This is a genomic window from Paenibacillus dauci, from assembly GCF_000971985.1.
In the GTDB taxonomy this organism is placed as follows: domain Bacteria; phylum Bacillota; class Bacilli; order Paenibacillales; family Paenibacillaceae; genus Saccharibacillus; species Saccharibacillus dauci.
Window position 1 is genome coordinate 37267 of sequence record NZ_KQ040799.1, and the last position, 20960, is coordinate 58226.

The window sequence follows — 20960 nt, forward strand, 5'->3', positions numbered from 1 at the left end:
CCCCTTCGTATGGACGATCCGCTGTATAGCGGTACCGTTGATACGAAGGGGGATTTATTTGGGCAGAATTCGCCCAAAATTTGTTAGTGTCTGATATATAGGCTGGTTGCAGCTACAATCTGTAGCGCTTCGGTTACGCTCAAGCAGAATCGTTGGGCGCAGCTTAGAGCGTCTCTACACCATCTTTGACTTCCAAGGACTCTTCCGCTTGCTCAGTCGTCCGAGAAACCTCGGGAGTAGCGGATTTAGTCATCGTTTGTCCGTACAGGTCTTCTTTGGTACGCAGAATCTGTGCCAGGAAAGTCAGGGTCAATCCCTGTCCCCAGCCCTGAATGCGCTTCTCCGGTACCTGACGGTAGCCATCGATATCGTTCATGACTGCTGTACCTGCCGATACGCCGGTCACTGTGCCATCATCCTTGATCCGGGCGAGGATGCCGTCGATCGATTTCTGTGTATATTTATTGTACATGCGTCCCTGTGTCAGCAGCGCAGCCGCAATACCTGCAGAACCGGACGTCTCCAGATAGGACGATTCATCATCCAGCACCGTATGCCATAGTCCCTCTGGTGATTGCAGACGTACCAGCGTGCTGAGTTGATCACGCATCGAACCGTCGATAATCATATAAGATGGATGCTGTACCGGAATGTATTTGAGTGCTTTGGACATGGTGAGCGCAGCCCAGGAGTTGCCCCGTGCCCAGTAGATCGAGGACATATGATTCTGGTTCATATGATCCCAGCCATGATAGTACAGATTGGTGTCCGGGTCCTGCAGCAGCTCTTCATGACCATGATACTGCCGCAGTCCATCGTCAAAATAGCGCTGGTTGCCCAGCAGATGTCCGATACGCAGCAGATAATAACCAGCCATGAACATCGTATCCACCCATGCCTGCTGCGGGAACACATCTGTCACCGAATTGACCGTATGCTGGAAAATGCCTTCGGCAAAACGCTCGGCCTTCGTATCCAGGAACTCAGCCATCTCTTTGGCAATCTGCAGATACTGCTCTTCGCCGGTCGCTTCATATAATGTGAGCAGGCAGTGACCGATTGAGACACCGTTGACCGACAGCGGCGGAAGCCCATCGGCAATATTCTCATCCACCCAGACACGCAGCCGGTCCAGATATTCACGCTTGCCGGTTGCTTCATAGGCTTCACATACTCCGTAAAAAGCTACGCCTCCCGGCCAATCCCAGTGAAAGTCCATATTAAATGTACGTTCTACTACACGATCGATCACTTGCTTGATATGCTGTTCATCAAATTGCAATGCTGGCATGAGAATCGTCCTCCTTGGGGGAATGAAGTAGTTGCTGCTTATTCATCTGAGATACATCGTCAGCGGCTGCAGATTCAGCTCGCGGATACCTTCGATAACCAGATCGGCTACCCGGCTTGCACCGTACTCCTGGAAATGGGTATTATCTTGCGATCCAGCCGGAAAATTCATATATTCGCCAGGATACAGCCAGACGAACAGCTCCTTGCTGGCTTCGGGTCCCAGCTTCTCCAGCAGCTGACGGGTTCGCTGGGCAAGATCAATTAGCGGAACTTGCTGTTCATCCGCCAGTTCGCGCATGGCTGTCAGATAATCGCCATGCGTATCTTCCAGCCGGCCCTGTGTGTCAAAAATTCGTCGACTGACCGGGGTGAGCAGAACAGGAATCGCCTGCTGATCCCGGGCAATGGTAATGTACTCGGTCAGGTACTCCTTATAGGTGGTAAATGGATCCGTATGACGGGCAGCATCTGTTTTCTCATCATTATGACCGAACTGGATGAACAGAAAATCACCGGGATGCAGCACTTCGCGAATACGTTCCAGACGTCCTTGCTGGATAAAACTTTTGGAGCTGCGACCGGATACTGCATGATTATCGACACAGACATCATGTTTGAACCGTGAAGGCAATAGCTGTCCCCAGCCTGCATAGGGATATCCATCTGCCGGTTGGTCTGTCACCGTGGAATCACCTGCCAATACCAGCTTCAGTGTGTCTGGTACCGCTGCAATCTGCAGATAATTCAGCCTGGGCGCTCTGCCGCCAAACGACAACCGCAGCTGTCCACTGCGTACTGCAACCGTACACAGCATCTCCACCAGCTGCCCGGCCTGTGTACAGATCGGTGGCAGCAGCATTCGTGAACCATCTGCACGAATAATGGTGTGAGTGGCAGCCAGCAGATCGCCTATCATCAGCTTTACCTGATAACAGCCATCCGGCACATCCAGTGCAAAAGTAGCTCCCAGTGGAATGCAAAAGCTGGTCTGTACATGACTGACCAGCTCTGCCTGTTCTCTGTCCAGCATCCCTATGCGGTCGCGCCCGTAGACTTCGCCACCGGGCAGGAATCCATAACCGTATTCAGGCGTATACAGACTGTCCGGCGAGATGCCGATACAGCCTGCCGTCGGTTCACCGGGTCCGATATCAAAATGCCATTCCTGCGGAACGATCGGAGTAACAATGGTATCTGCAGTAGTACCTTCTTTTGCCTGCATAAGCGGTGACCCTCCCGAGATTAGAGACTATACCTGGTACATCGTATGATATAAGCATCGTGCCATATCAACAGGATGTTAGCCCTTGATACCGCTGCTGCTGATACCTTCCACGATATGCTTCTGGAACAGGAAGAACACCAGAATAACCGGCAGCAGACTCACCATCGACATGGCGAACATACCGCCCCAGTTGGACGCCGATTCGCTGTCGAGGAACATTTTCAGACCCATAGAGACTGTGTATTTGTCCGGCGAATTCAGGTACAGTACCGGCCCGAGCAGATCTTCCCATCTCCAGTAAAAGGAGAAGATCGCTGCCGTCGCCAGTGAAGCCTTGATTAGCGGCATAATAATCTGGATGAACAAGCGGAACTTGCCGCAACCATCGATCGTTGCTGCTTCATCCAGCTCTTTGGGAATCGTACGGATAAACTGCACCATTAGGAAAATAAAGAACGGTGCGCCGAAGAACTGCGGAATTACGATCGGATTGATCGTATTCAGCCAGCCCAGCTTGGTGAAAATGATGTACTGAGGTACCAGTACGACATCATGCGGCAGCATCAACGTCACCATCATGACGCCAAACCAGAAGTTACGACCGACAAAATTCAGACGAGCAAATCCAAAAGCAATCAGTGCGGACGAGATGACCACGCCAAGTGTCGACAGTACGACGATCACCAGGGAATTCCACATATAATGACCGAACGAGTAACCGCCTATTCCTTGCCAACCGGTTACATAGTTGGACCAGATCCATTCGGCAGGCAGCAGCGTCGTAGCGGTTGTGAATATCGTGCGGCTTTCCTTGAAGGAACTGAAGAACATCCAGATGATCGGATAGAGCATGAGCAGTGCCAATGCACCGACGAGGATATGATAGATCGGCCACTTGACCTTGCGCCACACGGCTCCTTTTTGCAGCCGTGTACCAGTCATAGCGCCGTATTCGCTAACAGGAACTTTGGGTTCAGCCATAACTCAGCGCCCTCCTTCCGATTCGTAGAACACCCACATCTTGGACGTTTTGAACAAAATAAGTGTGAGTACACCGATAAAGATCAGCATGACCCATGCCATCGCCGAGGCATAACCCATATTGTTGAACATGAATGCCTGACGGAACAGATACAGCGAGTACAGCATCGTACCATCCATTGGGCCGCCTTCTCCTTTGGAGATAATGTAGGCCGGAACGAATGTCATAAAGGCACTGATCGTCTGCATAATCAGGTTAAACAGGATAATCGGGCTAAGCAGTGGCAACGTAATACTGAAAAATTTGCGTACTGGATGTGCGCCATCCACGCTTGCGGCTTCATACATTTCCGGGGAAATATTTTTGAGACCGGCTAGGAAAATCAGCATTGAAGAACCAAACTGCCATACCGACAGGGTGATCAACATGCTGAGTGCAGCGCCCGGATCACCAAACCACTGCACCGGAGCAGCCCCCAGCGCCATCAGCAGTCCGTTTACAATCCCCTGCTCACTGAAAATGTTACGCCACATGATCGATACAGCTACACTGCCGCCAATGATGGATGGCAGGTAGTAGATCGTACGATAGGTGCCGATCATTTTGGAACCTGTATTCAGGATCATCGCTACGAACAAGGCAAATGTCAGACGCAGCGGTACGCCGATAAATACGTAGTAGAGCGTGACTTTAACGGAAGACCAGTACTTGGGATCACCGGTAAACATCTTCTCAAAGTTATTGAATCCCACCCAGCGCGGTGGACTGAACAAATTGTAGCTTGTAAAGGACAGATACAGCGAGATGAACATCGGGATCAGCGTAAACGCCAGAAATCCGATAATAAACGGACTAATAAAGGCATAACCAGTCAGGTTGGCCTTGAGGGAATGGTTCCGCATGAATCTGTGCACCTCCTTCAGGGGATACTTGCGTGACAGTCTCGGATATATGGACGACTATAGACTTGATGAACATGCCGGGAAAAGGAGAACCCTGCCGCCTGGCGATCACTCCGCCCTGCTGCTGCTTCTCCTTCCTCCCTGATCATCTCTACATGTTCGGTTCCTGCTTGGTCTGGCGGTGATGTACTGCTACGAACCATTGCTGGTTGTGTCTATTCGGCAATCCCTGCTGATAGCGCATGGAATTGTATTTACTCGTTAAAGGCAGGTGATGGTACGTTACGGTTGGTTGTTGGACAGGATCGCATTGGCATCTGCACGGAACTTCGGTGCAGCCTCGGCAGCTGTCGTCTGTCCAAAGTTGATCTGCTCCACATAGTCGGCCAGTGTTGCGATGACTTCTGCCGAACCTACTGGTGGCGGCGGGCTCATTGGCGACGCTTTTGGTTCCATTTCGCTTACGAAATCAAATACTTGCTTTTCCGCTTCAGTCAGATCCGGTGTAACGGATTCCTTGATTTTGGAGGAGATTGGTACACCGCGCTCGCCTTTGATCAGCTTGTTGGCTTCTTCGTTATTCACCCAGAAGTCGATAAATTTGGCGGCTTCATCTTTGGACTTGGAGCTGCTTGCAATCGACCAGTACATACTTGGCTGCATGTAGATTCCTTTTTCCATATCCGGTCCGAGCATTGGAGCGAGCGCCATCGGACGATCGGCTACTTTTTGCAGGGCAACGAACTGGTTGGACCACTGCCATGTACCAATACCGGTACCTTTGACAACTGTGGATTCCTCCAGGATTCCCTTGTTCTGGCTCAGTGTTTCCTGAGAAGGAACTGCGCCTTCTTTGATCAGTTCGGCCAGCGTACCGAAGAACTCGGTGAACAATGCATCGTCTTCATAACCGAGTGCAGTACCCTCTGCATTGTACAGGGAGTGTCCTTTGGTTCTCAGGAAGTAGTTGAAGAAAATATCGGCTGCCATGGATTCGTCAAAGTACACGCCTTTTGCTTTGGCTTGCATGGCCATTTTTTTGTAATCATCCCATGTCCAGTTGGCAGGGATTTCGTTGATGCCTGCTTTTTTGAGCAGTTCCGGGTTGTACTGGTAACCGAGTACGTTAACCCCTGTCGGGATACCGTACTGCGTACCGCCGATCAGACCGGTGCTGAGTACATTCTCGCTGACATCGTCCAGCTTGATTTTGCTGCCAATGTAGGGCTTGAGATCTTCCAGCTGACCGTTTTTGGCATACTGGCTAATGTAGGAGATATCCATCTGCATAATGTCAGGCAGCTGGTTGGCAGCAGCTTGCGGAGCAAGCTTTTTCCAGTAATCGTCAAAGGAAGCATATTCAATATCGATATTCACGCCGGGGTTCTGCTTCTTGTAGAGATCGATAACTTTCTGCGTATATTCATGACGCGCATCCGATCCCCACCAAGCGATCCGCAAGGTCTTGCCATCTTGGGCACCACCGCTGGCATTGCCTCCGCCGGAATTGCCGCATGCTGTAATCAGGAGTAAAATCGCGACCATCGTCGCCAGTGCTATTGTCTTTCTCATCTTCATTTCAGTCTCCCCTTTCGTAGTTAGGCAGCTGTGCAAGTGTGAACATTAAGTCTGGAATCAAGTATAAACAGTGTTATGTAGCATTTTGTTAACGCTTTCATATTGGGTACGCCTTTATTCTCTCAAATGCTGGAAAGCAAATGAATACACAAATCCGATGTTTTGGTTTAAAAAACAGAGTCTTCTAAATATTCAAGTGCATGATATTAAAATGCAGAACCTATTAACTTGGCTATTCCAGATTCTAATTTCTTCTGAATTCCAAAGGAAATATAATAATATAATCACGTTGTTATGTGTATTTTTATGTTTACTTTTCCATAATAAAAGTGTAAATTAATTCATGAAGTTACAATAAAGAGAAAGAATTTCTCTTGGCAATTCTAAAGAACATAGCTCCAAACGAAGTCTAACAGCAACAACCACGATTTATGATAATACTACATACGATTATATTACCTAAGATGAAAACCATGTTTATCTGTATGAAGAATCTGCTCACTCTGTTCCTCAATTAGTCATTGCAAATACTACTCAAAGCGATAAGCAAACTTTAATAACATTGTGGAGGTTAAAATGAAACTCAAAAAGTTATCATCTACCTTGACACTTGCACTGATGCTTACTTTTACATTTTCTAATCTAACACATGCTTCTTTACAAAAACCCAACGTTTATGTGAATAATCAAAAGCTGGATATTTATGCAAATGTCTCTGCAGTAGATGTTACCTATGTTCCATTTAGACCGATATTTGATAAACTCAATATGACCGTAAATTGGGACAACGACAAAAAGTCAGTAACAGCTACTAATGGAACTACAACTATTATATTAACTAATGATTCTTACACAGCATACGTCAATGATAAAGCGGTGAAACTAATTAATCCTCCATTCTACAATCCAGATGACAAACTATTTTATGTGAATTTACGCTTTGTCGCTGAATCAACAGGAGCAACAGTGAACTGGTCTAAAAATAAAACGGATGCAAACATTTATATTACAAATCCTAATTTGAAATAATGAGCAATATGAGCTAAATAAAAAATCACATCATACTATCAACGATATATTGGTCATTTTGACATCAAAATAGGATGAAATACTTTTTAATTCCATTATGTAACGTTTCATTATTAAAAAAACTGTGGAGGTTCTAATGAAGTCGCCTAAATTATTTTTTGTTCTTATAATATCAGTTGTCCTCCTTATTCCCTCTTTAAATGTTGCCCAAGCCTCGCGCGAAAAACCTGTAGTTTATGTAAACAATCAAAAGATGGATATCTATGCTGTAGTCTCAACAATTGGTGTAACTTATGTCCCGTTCAGACCCATTTTTGAAAAATTGAATATGACAGTAACTTGGGATAATATCAAAAAATCAGTAAAAGCTACTAATGGAAGTACAACTATCACATTAACTAATAATTCGTATATAGCTTATGTTAATGACAAAGAGGTGAAACTATTAGAACCTCCAGTCTATGATCCCTATGATAAACTGTTGTATGTAAATTTGCGTTTTGTCGCAGAATCCACAGGGGCAACAGTGGACTGGTCTAAAAATGAAACGGATGCAAATATTAATATCACAAATCCTAATTTGAAATAATGAATAATGTGATCCAAATAAAAAATTTCATTTCAATCTAAACAAGGTTGAAATGAGATGTTTTTATTATTAAAAATCACATCATACTATCAACGATATGTTGGTCAGTTTGAGACCAGTATAGGATGGAATACTTTTTAATTGCAATATTTAACGTGTAGTCATTAATAAAGCTGTGGAGGTTTAAATGAAATCATTTAAATTATTTTTTGTTCTTATCCTATCCGTTATACTGCTTATCCCATCTTTAAATGTTGTCCATGCCTCGCGCGAAAAACCAGCAGTTTATGTAAATAATCAACAGCTCGATATCTTTGCTGGAATAGGCTCAAAAGGTGTAACTTATGTTCCTTTCAGACCCATTTTTGAAAAACTTAATATGACAGTTGATTGGGATAGCAATAAAAAATCAGTAACTGCCAAAAATGATAAAACAACGATTACATTAACCAACAATTCTTATACAGCTTATGTAAATGGTGAAAAAGTGGATTTGTTGGCTCCGCCATTTATTGATCCTAACAACAATAGTTTTAATGTGAACTTACGTTTTGTTGCTGAATCTTCGGGAGCAAAAGTCACTTGGGTGAAAAAAGGAAATGATGCTAGTATTTATATTACAAATCCTAATCTAAATAAAAATTAAATACGATTATAATTGCCATGTCATCTCCAGCAGCTACAGTTGGAGATGACATTTTTTTATTTACTCATACAAAAGTATTCTATAAATACAGACATTGCGAAATTTAAAATGATAATACTTCCTCTTCCCTCTATCTACTCCCCGCACTTCCTGTACTCCGTCGGCGTCATGCCGGTCACCTTTTTGAACACCTGGCTAAAATACTGCGAATTGCCACCAAAGCCGAACAGCTCCGCCAATTCAAATACTTTCACATCCCCGCTGCGACGAATATGCTCGGTAGCGCGCTCGATTCGGTAGCGATTGACGTACTGGGAGAAGTTGTCGCCGGTCACTTTTTTGAAAATTTTGCCCAGATAATCGGGGTTCATGTACAGCATCTGATGGGCCACACCGTTCAATGACAGCTCAGCGTTCACATAGTTCTCCTCGATAATCTGCAGCATCTTGTTCACCACAGAGGACTGACGGTTGATATTGCTGCGGTAGTAACCCGCCGCCAGCTCCGAAGCGGCCTGCCGGATAAAGTCATGTAGCCCGGTAAGCGTCTCCAGCACTGACAGATCAGCGAGACGGCTGGTGAACCGGGAGCGCTCCTCAGCCGGATAGAGACGGATCATGACCGCATACAGCTGCAGCACATAGGAACGGGTCACCCCGATATCCAGACGCATCGCCGACAGTTCAGCGAACAATCGGTCAATCTCGGTCTCCACCTCCTGCACCTGTCCCGATTTCATGAGCAGGATAAAGCTTTCCTCGTCCAGCTCAAAGCCCGTACTTTCCCGTGAATCCGCCAGCGCTACATCCTGCCTCGTAATCACACTACCTTCACCCACATAGAAGCGGTGATTCATATACTGCTGGGTATCGCGGTACATCCGGCGCAGATCGACCATACGGTCCGGTTCGCTGAGAGCGATAGTCACTTCCAGCTTGTAGAACCCGCCGAATACTTCCTTAACCTTTTGCAATCCGTCGATAAGCCCGGTCAATGTCTGTGGATCATCCAGGAGCAGCAGCAGTTCATCCTGCATCTGGATCGTCGTGCCCATCAGCACACCTTCAAGAATATCTTCGGCGATATTTTTCAGGGCAAATAAATGCTCGTATTCATGAGAATCCTCGACCCGCATCAGCACCATACGGACCGGACGGTTCTGCAGATTGATATGGAACAGCCGTTCATAATAGTCGAGATCCCGGCTGCCGTACATTTTGTTGGAGATGAATTCTTTGAGGAACTGTTCCTTGACCTGCGGCAGCATCCGGTTAAACTGCTCGCGCATACTGATGACGAACTGTTCGCGCTCTTCCTCGGCGGCACGCTCCGACAATAGCTCGCTGATCGCTTCCTCGATCTGATGCTCGTTGCACGGTTTGACCAGATAGTGCTTGACCCCGTATTGCATGGCGCGGCGTGCATAATCAAAGTCCTTGTAGCCGGACAGCATAATAAACCGGATATCCGGGAAATGCTCATACGTCTTGGCGACCAATCCGATCCCGTCGAGACCCGGCATGGAGATATCGCTGATGACAATATCCGGACGCTTCTCGGCAATCCGTTCATATGCTTCGATCCCATTACGGGCAGTACCGACCAATTCGGTGCCGCTGCCCTGCCAATCCACTACCTGAGAGATGCCCTCCAGGATCATCCGCTCATCATCCACCAACAGCACTTTGTACATCGTACAGCTCCCCTTTCTCATATGGAATACGAATATGAAATGCAGTGACCACGTCCGGTTCGCTCTCAATACTCAGTCCATATTCAGGACCAAAGGTCAGCCGGATTCGCTCCATAATGTTATTGAGTCCAATTCCTTTGCCCCGTGTACGAACCTGCCCTTGATGCAGCCGTTCCAGAAACTCCGGCGTCATACCGGGACCGTCATCTTCTACCGTAATCTGCACCACACCCTGCTCCAGCCGGGCTGTGATGCGAATATGACAGACTTCGATCTTGGGTTCCAGGGCGTAATGAATCGCATTTTCGACCAGAGGCTGCAGCGTCAGCTTGGGAATTGGCGTATCCAACAGCTCCTCCGGCACGTCAATTGTAAAGTCCAATCGCTCCTCAAACCGCATCCGCTGAATGGTCACATAGCTGCGCACAATATCCAGTTCATCTCCGAGCCGGATCAGCTTGTCCGACATATTGACCGAGCTGCGCAGCAGGAACCCCAGCGCTTCTACCATGCGAGAGATCTCGGTCTGCTTGTTGACCTTGGCCATCCAGTTGATCGACTCCAGCGTATTATAGAGAAAATGGGGATCAATCTGTGCTTGCAGTGCCTTGAGCTCGGTCTCACGGATAATCAGCTGCTTGGCGTAATTCTCGTCGATCAGCTCCCGAATCCGCCGCAGCATCCGGTTAAAGGTACGATGCAGCAGTCCGACTTCATTCTGTGCACTGGCTGTTACCGGATCGGTCGTCAGCTCACCCAGCTGATCGAGATTACCGGTCTCTACGGTACGCATCTTCTGCAGCAGCCGCTCCATCGGCCGGGTAATACTGCGCGACAGCTTCGTCCCGAAGATCAGCGCCAGCAGAAAAATGCCGATAAATACAATCGTAACCATACGCTTGATCCAGACCATCCGCTGGAACATCTCGTCAAATGGCGTAATATGCAAATACGTCCAGCCCGTATAGGCAGACTGAATCCGCGCCGAGAAGTAGCTTTCTTCCGGCAGTGTCACCACACCATAAGGCTGGCTGCGCTGAAGCGCCTGACCGATCACCTCTTTATTCAATGTCGGTGCCAGCTCTGGTGGATACACAATCTCCTCCCCATCCGAGATAATCAGCTGGCTGCCCGAACTGCTCTCTACCTGCTGCTGTACGATCCGGTCGATACGAATGCGGACAATAATCGTCCCCAGATCGTTCAGGGTAAACGTAGATCCGCTGAATTCCTTGAACTGCCGCACTGCCAGCAGTGACCCCTGCTCTCCCACATACCAGGAGTTGGAGCCGGCTTTGGCATGTGCCAGCTTAATCAGATCGTTGCGCAGCACAGCCGGAATACCTTCACGATTGCCTGCCGACATCACTTCACCCTCGCGATCGATCGCCATCATCGAATAGACAAATTTCTCCGAGCCGGCAAAAGCGATCAGTCGGTTAGTGATCTTTTTACGGATTACATTTTTCTCATAGATGGAAGACTCCTGCTGGAGCTGGGATAGATAACGCTGCAGCTGCTCATCTGTCACTACGCGAAATGACAGATTCTCGATATCCTTGAGCTGGTTCTCGATCTCAACCGAGGACATGTTCAGCAACTCTGACGTCTTCTCGTACATCTGGCTGTCATAGGTGTTGTAGACCGTATTCAGGACCAGCAAATACGAAGCAAAACTGCCTAACATCAGCACAGAAATAAGCAGCAGCATCTGGCGATGTATACCCAGATTAATGTAAGCGCTTTTAAAACGGGTGAGCATAGTACCTTCCTCCATTACCGTAATGCAGTATGTGGTAGCTCTCATTTACACCAATAGGAAGCAGCCAAACTATCGAATAAACGCGATGACAGGGATATACATGCAGGTTAACGTTTACAAATATATAAATTAAATGTAATTTACTGTATATTATTATAGCTTGGATTTTGTGCAAAAAACAGCAGGATTCCTGCAAACAGGGCTAATTAACCAGAAAAAAACAGCTGAACCTGGCGTTCAGCTGTTTTAGTTTCTGCTTATGCAGAGAATAGATTGCATATTATCATTTAGTTTTTTGTTGATTTTATTGCTGGAGCATTACATTTCAGTTACGGATAAATACCGCTTTCCAGCGATTCACATAATGAACGTCATATCCGAGAGTATCTGCCAGCAGACTGAGCGGTACATATACTTTGCTATTGCTACCACTGCCTTTCATAAAAGCAGCTGTATCCGTGCTTACCCGCTTACCGTTGACCATGATCATTTTACTGTTCAGCGGAATTGTAATTTGTTGTGTGCCACTGCTGATAACCGCCGAACGATTGGCTGCTGACCAGCTAACTCGTGCGCCCAGTGCTGCTGTCACATCACGCAGGGCGACATAGGTACGTCTGCTTCGTACAACCGGCTGATCTGCCGTCTTCAGCTGACGACCATTGGTATAAATCACAGGACCAGCTGTTCCTGTCCCGCTTGCCGGCGGAGTAATATAACTCTGCTCTCCCCAGATTGCTTTACTAAAAGCGGCAGCCATAGACTCATAACCGGCTGCGTTCGGATGAATATCACCTTCGGCAATATGTGTCATTGCCAGCTCCTGACCCTGAAATGCAGTTGCGACATGGGCTACACGTACATCCAGCCCCTGCTGCTTGTAATGATCCACGGTCTCTTCTACGATCTGACTGAAGCTGGCGGCAGCTTTGTTCAGATCACGGTATAATCCGGCTCCTGCCAGCATTGGAACCGGCTGATACTGATCAGCAATTACGATCACTGCCTTGGGATTGAGTGTAGTCAGCTGATCCACAATCGATGTAATATGACTGCGATATCCCTGGGTAATCGGTGTAAGATCAATCGACGACAGATCCTGCGGCAGTGCGGTCAGTGACCCCAGCGCATTCAGAAAATCATTGCCGCCAATCGTAATTGTGATCAGATCCGCATTGCGAATATCGCGGGCGGTCTGTGCACCATCGAGCGTACGACTGCTGCCCGGCAGACCGGTCTGGATATTCGCCGTACTGATCGATCGGCCAGCAGTGATTGCATCCATGTAATTTTTCAGTCCTTCACTGGTCAGGCCAAGTATGCCGTCATTGATTGCCTGACTGCGACCGCGAAACAGCTCCTGTTCTGCCAGTCGGGTCGTAAATCCGTCATACGCGTCAGCATTTACCTCCGGTTCATATCCGGCGGTCAATGAATCCCCGAGAAAGACCATATGTTCATACGCCTGCTGTTGTCCGGTATCACCCACTGCTGCTCCGTACACGGTAGAAGCCGCGCCTCCACTTCCGGAACCGAGCAGCAGCAGTACCATCATATATTGAATAAAAATAAATTTCCCCTCCCTCGCTGGGCGATGATTTCGGCTATGAAGATCATCGACTGGTGAATATGATAATGCTGTATTGGTAACATCCTTGCTGAAAAGTGTAAATAAAGCGGTCATTCTGAACCTTTTTGACATCGCAGCATCTCCTTTTTCCTTGTTCTGTATTATCCGTAGATCCAGATATAAAAAGGCTGCTGCAGTCCGTGTGGACTACAACAGCCATTTATTCCTGTTGGTGCTGAAGATTACTCTTCGTCCTTGGAGTCCGGACGTTTGGCCTTGTTCAGGTAATCATCATAACGTCCATCCAGTTCCTTGGCCATTTTGCGGTATTGAAGGGTCTCTTCTACAATGGGATCGTTCTCCGTCTGGATTCTCACTTCGTATTTGGGCGGAATCATACGACGTTCCCGACTGTCCCGTTCTTCTTCCTGCATCTGTCCTTCGGTTAATCGCTCGCTGAGTTCACGTTCCAGTTCATCGGATGATGGCATATTGGTTCACTCCTTATCACGATCATCTGACAGGCGCATATACACCTGAAGATAGACTCTATCCTTTATTTACCCTTGCTGCAGACAATTCATTCAGTTCGGTTCCGTGCAATTATACAGGCAGATCGGTCAGACCTGCCGTATGCAGTTCACGAATCAGTTCTTCATGAATATGACCATTGGTCGCAGCAACATTGCGCACGGTCAGCTTGTACTCTTCTCCGGAAATATCACCGATCCGGCCGCCAGCTTCCTGTACGAGCAGGGCCCCTGCTGCCAGATCCCAAGCATTCAGACCGACTTCCCAGTAAGCATTCAGACGACCGGCTGCCACGTAAGCCAGATGCAGCGCGGCCGATCCGCCGTTACGGATACTGCGCACTTTGGGCACCATTTCCACCAGTGCACGGGTATTGCGCTCCAGACCGGCATTGGCTGGAAACCCGGTTGCCACCAGACTCTCGGCCAATGTTTTCTCGCCGGCTACTTTCATCAGATTACCGTGTACATAGGCGCCTTTGCCTTTTTCGGCAACAAACAATTCATCATGGGTCGGGTCGTAGACGACGCCAACGATCACTTCACCTTTGTGTGCAACAGCGATCGATACACAATAGTATGGGAAACCATGCACAAAGTTGGTCGTTCCATCAATCGGGTCCACGATCCATACATACTCGGCATCCAGTACATTTTCGGTCGCCTGAATCGAAGCTTCCGCTCCAATCCCTGCACTTTCCTCTCCCAGAAATTCATCTTCCGGGCAGTAGGTCAGTACCAGCTTGCGAATCATTTGTTCTGCGCCTTTATCCACTTCTGTCACCAGATCCTGGGATGACGTCTTGGTATCGAGCTGCTTGTAGCTGCCCAGCTTGGTTTTGATCCATTCACCGGTTTTGGAAGCGGCATTAATCGCTACGGCTACCCGGCTTTTACTGCTTACGACATAGGGTTGCTTTTGGTTATCTTCCATGTTCAATCCCCCTGCATATTATGAAATATCTGTGATAATGGCTCTGACTTTACGGTAACACTTCAATACTGCCCTTGTCGATGATCCGAACGCCATCGCCCTGATAGTTATGCAGATCCTTCATTAGCTGGAACAGTGCCACATCCTTATGCTTGGCTTCGAGCATAACATCCATATGGCTGGATGTGCGCGCCGCCTCCCGCAGGAATTCCAGTAGCGGCCCTGCTTCGACGCCGTCTGCATGACTGCGGCGATCGGTCTCGCTCCTCGGACTGGAAGCATGAATCTTGGGCGGTAGATGAACACCATCCGGCACATCGGTACGTGCCAGCGGCGACTCCCATGTACGGGCCACTTCCGGCCACCAGTAAGATGCCGGTTCACCGGCGCAGTTTACCATATGATGGTGGATATCCAGTACCATCGGCAGTCCGGTACGCTGCGCTACCGCCAGCGTCTCTCCACTGGTAAAAGTTTTGTCGTCATTTTCCAGGGTGATCCGGCACTGGATATCAGGGTCCAGATGCTGGAAATGTTCAATAAATCGCTCCGACGCTGTCGGTTTGTCTCCATAGGCGCCGCCGATATGAATATTATTTTTGGAACGGGCATCCAGCCCCATCGCATCCAGCATCTTCACATGGTAGCGCAGGTCACGAATCGACGATTCCAGCACTTCCGGACGCGGCGTACTGAGCACGGTAAAATGATCCGGGTGAAAGGATACACGCAGATTATGCTTGCGTATATACTCGCCTACCTCGGCAAATGAATCCGCCAGTGCCGGATACGGGTCCCAATCGCTCAGATCCGTATGAGTCGCCAGTGGAATGATTTTGGAGGTCATGCGGTACATCTGAATCTCTTCGGCTACATTATGGCGCAGCAGTCGAAGGGTATTATGAAGATTGGTGCGGGCGATCTGTTCCAGGGAACGGAGCCCGGCTTCGCGGTCAGGTAGCTTTTTGAACCTGGCCATGGTCATGGTTTTGGAAGGCGATGAGTCCTTGACTTCAAGCGACATCGCTACATATCCGAATCGTACAATCATAGGGCTGAGTGCCTCCTCTGGTTTCGCTGTAATATTGACACCGAAGCCGGAGACAGGTTGCTCTACAACCCCTTTGCTGGAGCAGCAGATTGCTTACTTTTGCTCTCCGAAAAACATCTCATAGGCAAGATCCGTCTGTACTCTGGATTCTTCCGGTGTCAATTTGCGGATTAATTGCATCTCCACTTCTGTTACCTCATTACCCTGAAAGTTAATCTCTGCAATGCATCCGGTTATTTTCACGATCGCAACTGCGGTGTTATCCGGCGTATAAGCAATAACCTTTTGTCCGGTCGGAAATACGCGAAAACCCTGCTTGACCATTTTGCCTTTGCCATATTCGAGCAAATCGAGCAGTTCCTGCCTGTTCTTGAATTTGCATACGGAATTGAATTCGGTCTGGAATCCCATCTTCTCGCCTCCCTGGAAATTATATATTGACCTGCAGCTGGTATGAGTCTGCCTGGTCGTCTGCATCATAAGGTATAACACCTTCTGCCCCCTCTACTGTGACAGGGACATGTAATATCTTTGAATCCATCTGCCGCGAAAGGGAACCAGGCCGCCATTTACGGCGCTGTTCCCTTTCTTTCGCTGCAAGATGGGGATTTGTATTGGTTGGAAAAAGAAATTCAGTCGCGGCCGAATTGCAGCTGGCGACGTTTGTTGTAGCGGTCCATACCCAGCTGGATCAGTTCGTCCAGCAGCGCCGGATAGGATTTGCCTGTCTCGCGCCACAACAGTGGATACATGCTGAATGCGGTAAAGCCTGGCATTGTATTGACTTCATTGATCATGACAGTACCATCGGTACGACTGACAAAGAAATCTGCGCGGCATAATCCATTACCATCAATAGCTTTGAAGGCACGCAGTGCCAGTTCACGCAGGTTCTCGGCCAATTCGCTGTCGATCTCTGCCGGAATCACCATACGGGAATTACCGTCGATGTATTTGGCATCATAATCATAGTAGTCGCTGTTGGAGACAATTTCACCCGGTACCGATGCCAGTGGCAGTTCATTGCCGAGTACACCGACTTCGACTTCGCGTGCATCGATATTCTCTTCTACGATGACTTTGAGGTCATAGCGGAAAGCATACTCGATGGCACGTTCCAGTTCATTCCGGTCTTTGGCCTTGGTAATGCCTACGCTGGAACCGAGGTTAGCCGGTTTAACGAAGCACGGGAAGCACAGATTATGCTCGATTGAGCTGAGGATCTCATGCTTGTTCGCTTCGTACTCTGCCGTGATAAAGCTCTCGTATTTGCACTGTGGCAGTCCTGCCTGGGCAAACAGCTTCTTCATGATAACTTTGTCCATGCCGGCAGAGGATGCCAGTACACCGGCACCTACATACGGCATATCCATCATTTCAAACAGTCCCTGGATGGTACCATCTTCGCCATATGTACCATGCAGCAGCGGGAACAGTACATCGATTGTGCTCTCCTGTCCACTCAGCTTCTGCCACAGGATACTCATCGTGCGAGAAGTCGCTTCCGGTCCGCCGCTGATCTGCAGTTCTTCCGGACGGGAAGGGGCTGCTGTATACGTCTGGCCCATGTTCCAGCGGCCTTCTTTGTCAATGTATACGGGTACTACGTCGTATTTGGTATAGTCGATTGCGTTCAGTACGGAAAATCCGGTCTGAAGAGATACTTCGTGTTCTCCGGATTTGCCTCCGTAGATCAGGCCTACGGTCAATTTTGTTGCTGTCATTTCGGAACCCCCGTTAGTCATTTAGGCATGTAAAAATATATGGTTAATCGTCACAACTATCATCGTCTGCATCATCTCATCATCGATATTAAAACAAGAATGCAGACAGGCCGAATTACGGTCTCTATTCAGTATAAATGTTCATTGGAGAGGCTGCAAAAAAACTTTGGTTATCTGTGCCTACAGTACGGGCTGCCGCTTCCCACAAATGCCTACGGTCACTGATCGGCGGACGACCGAACATTCTCGCATACTCCCGGCTGAACTGGGAAGGACTCTCATAGCCAACCTGGAATCCCGCATCGGCTGCTTCCTTATTCTCGGTTAGTAGAAGACGGCGCGCAGCCTGCAGACGAATGACTTTCTGATATTGCAGTGGACTCATGGCGGTGACTTTTTTGAAATGCTTGTGCAGGGCAGACGGACTCAGATTGACCTCATGAGCCAGCTGTTCAATCTGCAGCGGCTGCGCATAGTCATGATGAATTCGCTGGATCACCTGCAGTACACGGCTCGCATGACTGCCAGGAAAAGAAAATTGGGCGATCAATGCTCCCTGCTCATCCTTGAGCACCCGGTAGATGATCTCACGGATAATGAGTGGAGCCAGCACCGGGATGTCTTCCGGTGTATCCAGCAGCCAGACCAGACGCACAGCTGCCTCCAGCAAAGAAAGGGGCGTCTGTCCAACCAGAATGCCGCGTCCGGTATGACCATCCCACTGCCAGTCGGTCTCGTGAATAATCTCCAGAATTCGATCCGGATGCAAAGTGAGCTGCAGACTCAGATAAGGCACTTCCGGCGTAGCTTCGATAACTTTGCCGGTGACCGGCAAATGTACAGGAGTAACCAAATAGGAAGAGTCATCGTAATAGTAGCTTTCTTCCGCCAGCATAGCGACTTTGGCGCCCTGGGCAATGATGCACAGCGATGGGATCAGGATGCTGTGGGTCGGTTCGATATGGACCGAGGAACGTCTCAAACGAAGCTCGGGGATGGCGGTATCATGTGTACCATCGGTGCCGGTGTACCGCTGAATCAGCGCAGCCAGTTCATGGCGGTATAAGGCAAGATCAGGAGGTACAAGCATTGGGCTCATGGGTATTCTTCCTTTCATCTACAATGCATAACTGTTCTGCTTCATCAAACCAAGCAAAACTCGAATCTGAATTCGTATTTATTCCGGAATCTGCAAAGCCTGCTTATCCTGTATGGAGCCTATTGTAGTGAATCCGAACAGGATTAGGCAAGCACCGAACAGGAACGTTCTACCTTCTCTGAATGGATTTTGCCTATGCTGGTATAGAAGACGGTGCTTGAGTGTATCCGTTCAAACTATATATAGAGGAAGAAGGAATATCCATGAGCCAAAGTCTGAACAATAAAGTAGCCATTATCACCGGAGCCAGCAGTGGGATTGGTGAAGCCGCAGCAATGCTGCTCGCTGAACGCGGTGCCAAGCTGATCCTCGCTGCACGTCGACCAGAACCACTGGCGGTACTGACCCAGCGCATCCGGGAGGCTGGCGGCGAAGCCGTATGTGCTACAACCGATGTACGAAGTCAGACAGACATGTCCAACCTGGTCGAGCTCGCCTGTACACATTACGGACGCCTGGATACATTTATCAATAATGCAGGTGTCATGCCGATCTCACCACTGGACGATCTGCGGATTGCCGATTGGGAAGCTATGGTAGATGTGAATATCAAAGGCGTCCTGTACGGGATTGCTGCTGCCCTGCCTGTCTTCCGCCGTCAGCAATCCGGTCATTTCATTAATATTGCTTCAACAGCCGGTCACAAGACCGTTCCCAATCAGGCTGTATATTCCGGCACCAAATTCGCAGTACGAGCCATCTCCGAGGGAATGCGCCAGGAAGCCGGTGCACAGCTGCGAGTAATGATTATCTCGCCGGGAATCACCCGAACCAATTTTGCTGATGGAATAACAGACCCGGAGATCCGCTCCCGCCTTGTAGATGTACGGGATGTGCTTGCTATGCCGCCGGAAGCCGTTGCCCGTTCCATTGCATTTGCGATGGAGCAGCCGGATGACGTGGATATAAACGAGATTATTATTCGGCCGACTGCTCAGGCCTAACTTTATGTCGTTTTTATAGGGAGTCCCTGCTGTGTGTTATTAATGAGAATTTCCTGTAGAGCAGTATTCGATTAACACCAAAAAGCCATGTCACCTGTAATAGCGACATGGCTTTTTGGCCAATTGATCTATATGAACCGGATCAACCTTTCACGGGTACTTCTATAGCCGTCTCGGACTGAACATCCTCTTCTCTATACTGGCGGAATACAAGCGGATAGATCAGGAAAGACAACAACAACCCCACCAATCCGATCAATCCCAGCGCAATCACATCGTGCCAGACATAATTCCATCCCAGTCCTTTTAAAGTAATATTACGGACAGCTTCCAGGAAATACGTCAGCGGCAGACATTCACCGAGTATGCGCAGCGGCGTTGGCATCGCTTCGAGCGGCCAGGTATACCCCGACAGCATAAATGAAGGTACCGCAATCAGCATCAGCGTCTGCGTCGCATCGAGTCTGCTCTTGGAGAACAGGCTGAATACAAATCCCAGCCCACACAGCGCAAAGTTAAACGCGATAGAGACCACGATCAGCGGCAGCACCGCTCCCTGGAACGGAATATGAAAAGCAATACAAGAGATTCCGAAGGTGGTCACGACGTTGACCATACCTGCCAGGAAATACGGCAACAGCTTGGCGATCGCCAGCCTCCACGGTGTCAAACGCCAGGCCCGGAAGCGTGCCCATGTGCCCTGTTCCTTGTCCCTCGTGCAGGACAAGGCAATCCCGAGCAGCAGACATTGCTGCAGAGCGGCGGATATAACGCCCAGCGGCATAAACATCTTGTAGTTATACACCGGGTTAAACAGTACTCTGGATCGGAACGGAATCGTCGTGAGCACCGATGATGCCTGCGCACTGTTCATACCTTTTTGTTCCAGCGTCTGCAGGGATGCCCCGGCACTGACACTGCTGACCACCTGATTGGCGATCCGGCTGGCACTGTTGGAATACATCATATTGCTGCCATCAATCAGCGTCAGTACAGGTACATTTTCGCCATGCTTCAGCCGAGCGGAAAAGTTGTCAGGGATTACAATACCTACTTTGGCTTCCCCGCTCTGTACTTCTGTCGTCACTTCTTCCTCATTCCATACCTGGCCCTTCACGGCAAAAGTATCGGTCGCATCAAAAGCCTGGATAATCTGGCGACTCAGCTGCGAATTATCACCATCATAGACAACGACAGACATTTCGGTAATCCGTTCATGCGAATACAAGAACCCGAATAAAACCGAGTACAGAATCGGTGTCAGCAGTAAAATGACTAATAGTTTGCGGTCGCGCACCATCTGCTTCCATTCTTCCAGAAATACATGCCATACACTCAGCCGGTTCAT

General features: G+C 48.6%; 19 protein-coding genes. 4 read left to right on the top strand and 15 right to left on the bottom strand.

Annotated features, from left to right (window positions below; genetic code table 11):
- Positions 1 to 163 precede the first annotated feature (163 nt).
- From WH46_RS03650 to WH46_RS03670, 5 genes are all read right to left on the bottom strand, one after another.
- On the bottom strand, positions 164 to 1291 hold the full coding sequence (locus tag WH46_RS03650; RefSeq protein WP_046225782.1) for a glycoside hydrolase family 88/105 protein: 1128 nt from the start codon (positions 1289 to 1291) through the stop codon (positions 164 to 166).
- A 42-nt stretch (positions 1292 to 1333) separates the two neighbouring features.
- Positions 1334 to 2515 (bottom strand): rhamnogalacturonan acetylesterase, encoded by a 1182-nt coding sequence (locus WH46_RS03655; protein ID WP_046225783.1) that lies wholly within the window; start codon positions 2513 to 2515, stop codon positions 1334 to 1336.
- Positions 2516 to 2593: 78 nt separating this feature from the next.
- On the bottom strand, positions 2594 to 3370 hold the full coding sequence (locus WH46_RS03660; protein WP_407944396.1) for a carbohydrate ABC transporter permease: 777 nt from the start codon (positions 3368 to 3370) through the stop codon (positions 2594 to 2596).
- A gap of 132 nt (positions 3371 to 3502) precedes the next feature.
- Positions 3503 to 4402, bottom strand: coding sequence for a carbohydrate ABC transporter permease (locus tag WH46_RS03665; protein WP_017812677.1), 900 nt, complete (start codon positions 4400 to 4402; stop codon positions 3503 to 3505).
- A 282-nt stretch (positions 4403 to 4684) separates the two neighbouring features.
- A complete protein-coding gene (locus tag WH46_RS03670) occupies positions 4685 to 5974 on the bottom strand; it encodes an ABC transporter substrate-binding protein (RefSeq protein WP_046225980.1) in 1290 nt (429 codons plus the stop codon).
- A gap of 582 nt (positions 5975 to 6556) precedes the next feature.
- Between WH46_RS03670 and WH46_RS03675 the strand changes: the two genes are divergently transcribed.
- From WH46_RS03675 to WH46_RS03685, 3 genes are all read left to right on the top strand, one after another.
- Positions 6557 to 7009 (top strand): copper amine oxidase N-terminal domain-containing protein, encoded by a 453-nt coding sequence (locus WH46_RS03675; protein ID WP_017812675.1) that lies wholly within the window; start codon positions 6557 to 6559, stop codon positions 7007 to 7009.
- Between the two features lie 136 nt (positions 7010 to 7145).
- The gene (locus tag WH46_RS03680) at positions 7146 to 7598 is read left to right on the top strand and encodes a copper amine oxidase N-terminal domain-containing protein (RefSeq protein ID WP_017812674.1); all 453 of its coding nucleotides are present in this window, start codon (positions 7146 to 7148) and stop codon (positions 7596 to 7598) included.
- Positions 7599 to 7785: 187 nt separating this feature from the next.
- Positions 7786 to 8244, top strand: coding sequence for a copper amine oxidase N-terminal domain-containing protein (locus WH46_RS03685; protein WP_017812673.1), 459 nt, complete (start codon positions 7786 to 7788; stop codon positions 8242 to 8244).
- A gap of 134 nt (positions 8245 to 8378) precedes the next feature.
- On the opposite strand, the gene WH46_RS03690 is transcribed toward WH46_RS03685, so the two are convergent.
- The 9 genes from WH46_RS03690 to WH46_RS03730 all read right to left on the bottom strand — a co-directional run bounded on the left by WH46_RS03690 (position 8379) and on the right by WH46_RS03730 (position 18608).
- Complete coding sequence (locus WH46_RS03690) at positions 8379 to 9938, bottom strand: response regulator transcription factor (protein WP_017812672.1); 1560 nt, start codon at positions 9936 to 9938, stop codon at positions 8379 to 8381.
- On the bottom strand, positions 9913 to 11700 hold the full coding sequence (locus WH46_RS03695; protein WP_017812671.1) for a sensor histidine kinase: 1788 nt from the start codon (positions 11698 to 11700) through the stop codon (positions 9913 to 9915). The genes WH46_RS03690 and WH46_RS03695 overlap by 26 nt, the downstream gene beginning before the upstream one ends.
- A gap of 325 nt (positions 11701 to 12025) precedes the next feature.
- A complete protein-coding gene (locus WH46_RS03700; RefSeq protein WP_082208298.1) occupies positions 12026 to 13402 on the bottom strand; it encodes a stalk domain-containing protein in 1377 nt (458 codons plus the stop codon).
- 110 nt (positions 13403 to 13512) lie between these two features.
- On the bottom strand, positions 13513 to 13761 hold the full coding sequence (locus WH46_RS03705) for a hypothetical protein (protein ID WP_017812669.1): 249 nt from the start codon (positions 13759 to 13761) through the stop codon (positions 13513 to 13515).
- Between the two features lie 112 nt (positions 13762 to 13873).
- On the bottom strand, positions 13874 to 14734 hold the full coding sequence (locus WH46_RS03710) for an inositol monophosphatase family protein (protein ID WP_017812668.1): 861 nt from the start codon (positions 14732 to 14734) through the stop codon (positions 13874 to 13876).
- 49 nt (positions 14735 to 14783) lie between these two features.
- Positions 14784 to 15785 carry a UV DNA damage repair endonuclease UvsE gene (uvsE, locus tag WH46_RS03715; protein ID WP_017812667.1) on the bottom strand — a complete coding sequence of 334 codons (1002 nt, stop codon included), beginning with the start codon at positions 15783 to 15785 and terminating at the stop codon, positions 14784 to 14786.
- Between the two features lie 93 nt (positions 15786 to 15878).
- Complete coding sequence (locus WH46_RS03720; protein WP_017812666.1) at positions 15879 to 16196, bottom strand: hypothetical protein; 318 nt, start codon at positions 16194 to 16196, stop codon at positions 15879 to 15881.
- Positions 16197 to 16417: 221 nt separating this feature from the next.
- Positions 16418 to 17509 carry a D-alanine--D-alanine ligase gene (locus WH46_RS03725; RefSeq protein ID WP_017812665.1) on the bottom strand — a complete coding sequence of 364 codons (1092 nt, stop codon included), beginning with the start codon at positions 17507 to 17509 and terminating at the stop codon, positions 16418 to 16420.
- A 124-nt stretch (positions 17510 to 17633) separates the two neighbouring features.
- A complete protein-coding gene (locus WH46_RS03730; RefSeq protein ID WP_046225784.1) occupies positions 17634 to 18608 on the bottom strand; it encodes an AraC family transcriptional regulator in 975 nt (324 codons plus the stop codon).
- Positions 18609 to 18871: 263 nt separating this feature from the next.
- Here WH46_RS03730 and WH46_RS03735 point away from each other — a divergent pair, with 263 nt between their 5' ends.
- Positions 18872 to 19612: an SDR family oxidoreductase gene (locus WH46_RS03735; protein ID WP_017812663.1), complete on the top strand. Its 741-nt coding sequence runs from the start codon at positions 18872 to 18874 to the stop codon at positions 19610 to 19612.
- 142 nt (positions 19613 to 19754) lie between these two features.
- Here the strand turns inward: WH46_RS03735 and WH46_RS03740 are convergent, their stop codons facing one another.
- Positions 19755 to 20960: an ABC transporter permease gene (locus WH46_RS03740; RefSeq protein WP_017812662.1), complete on the bottom strand. Its 1206-nt coding sequence runs from the start codon at positions 20958 to 20960 to the stop codon at positions 19755 to 19757.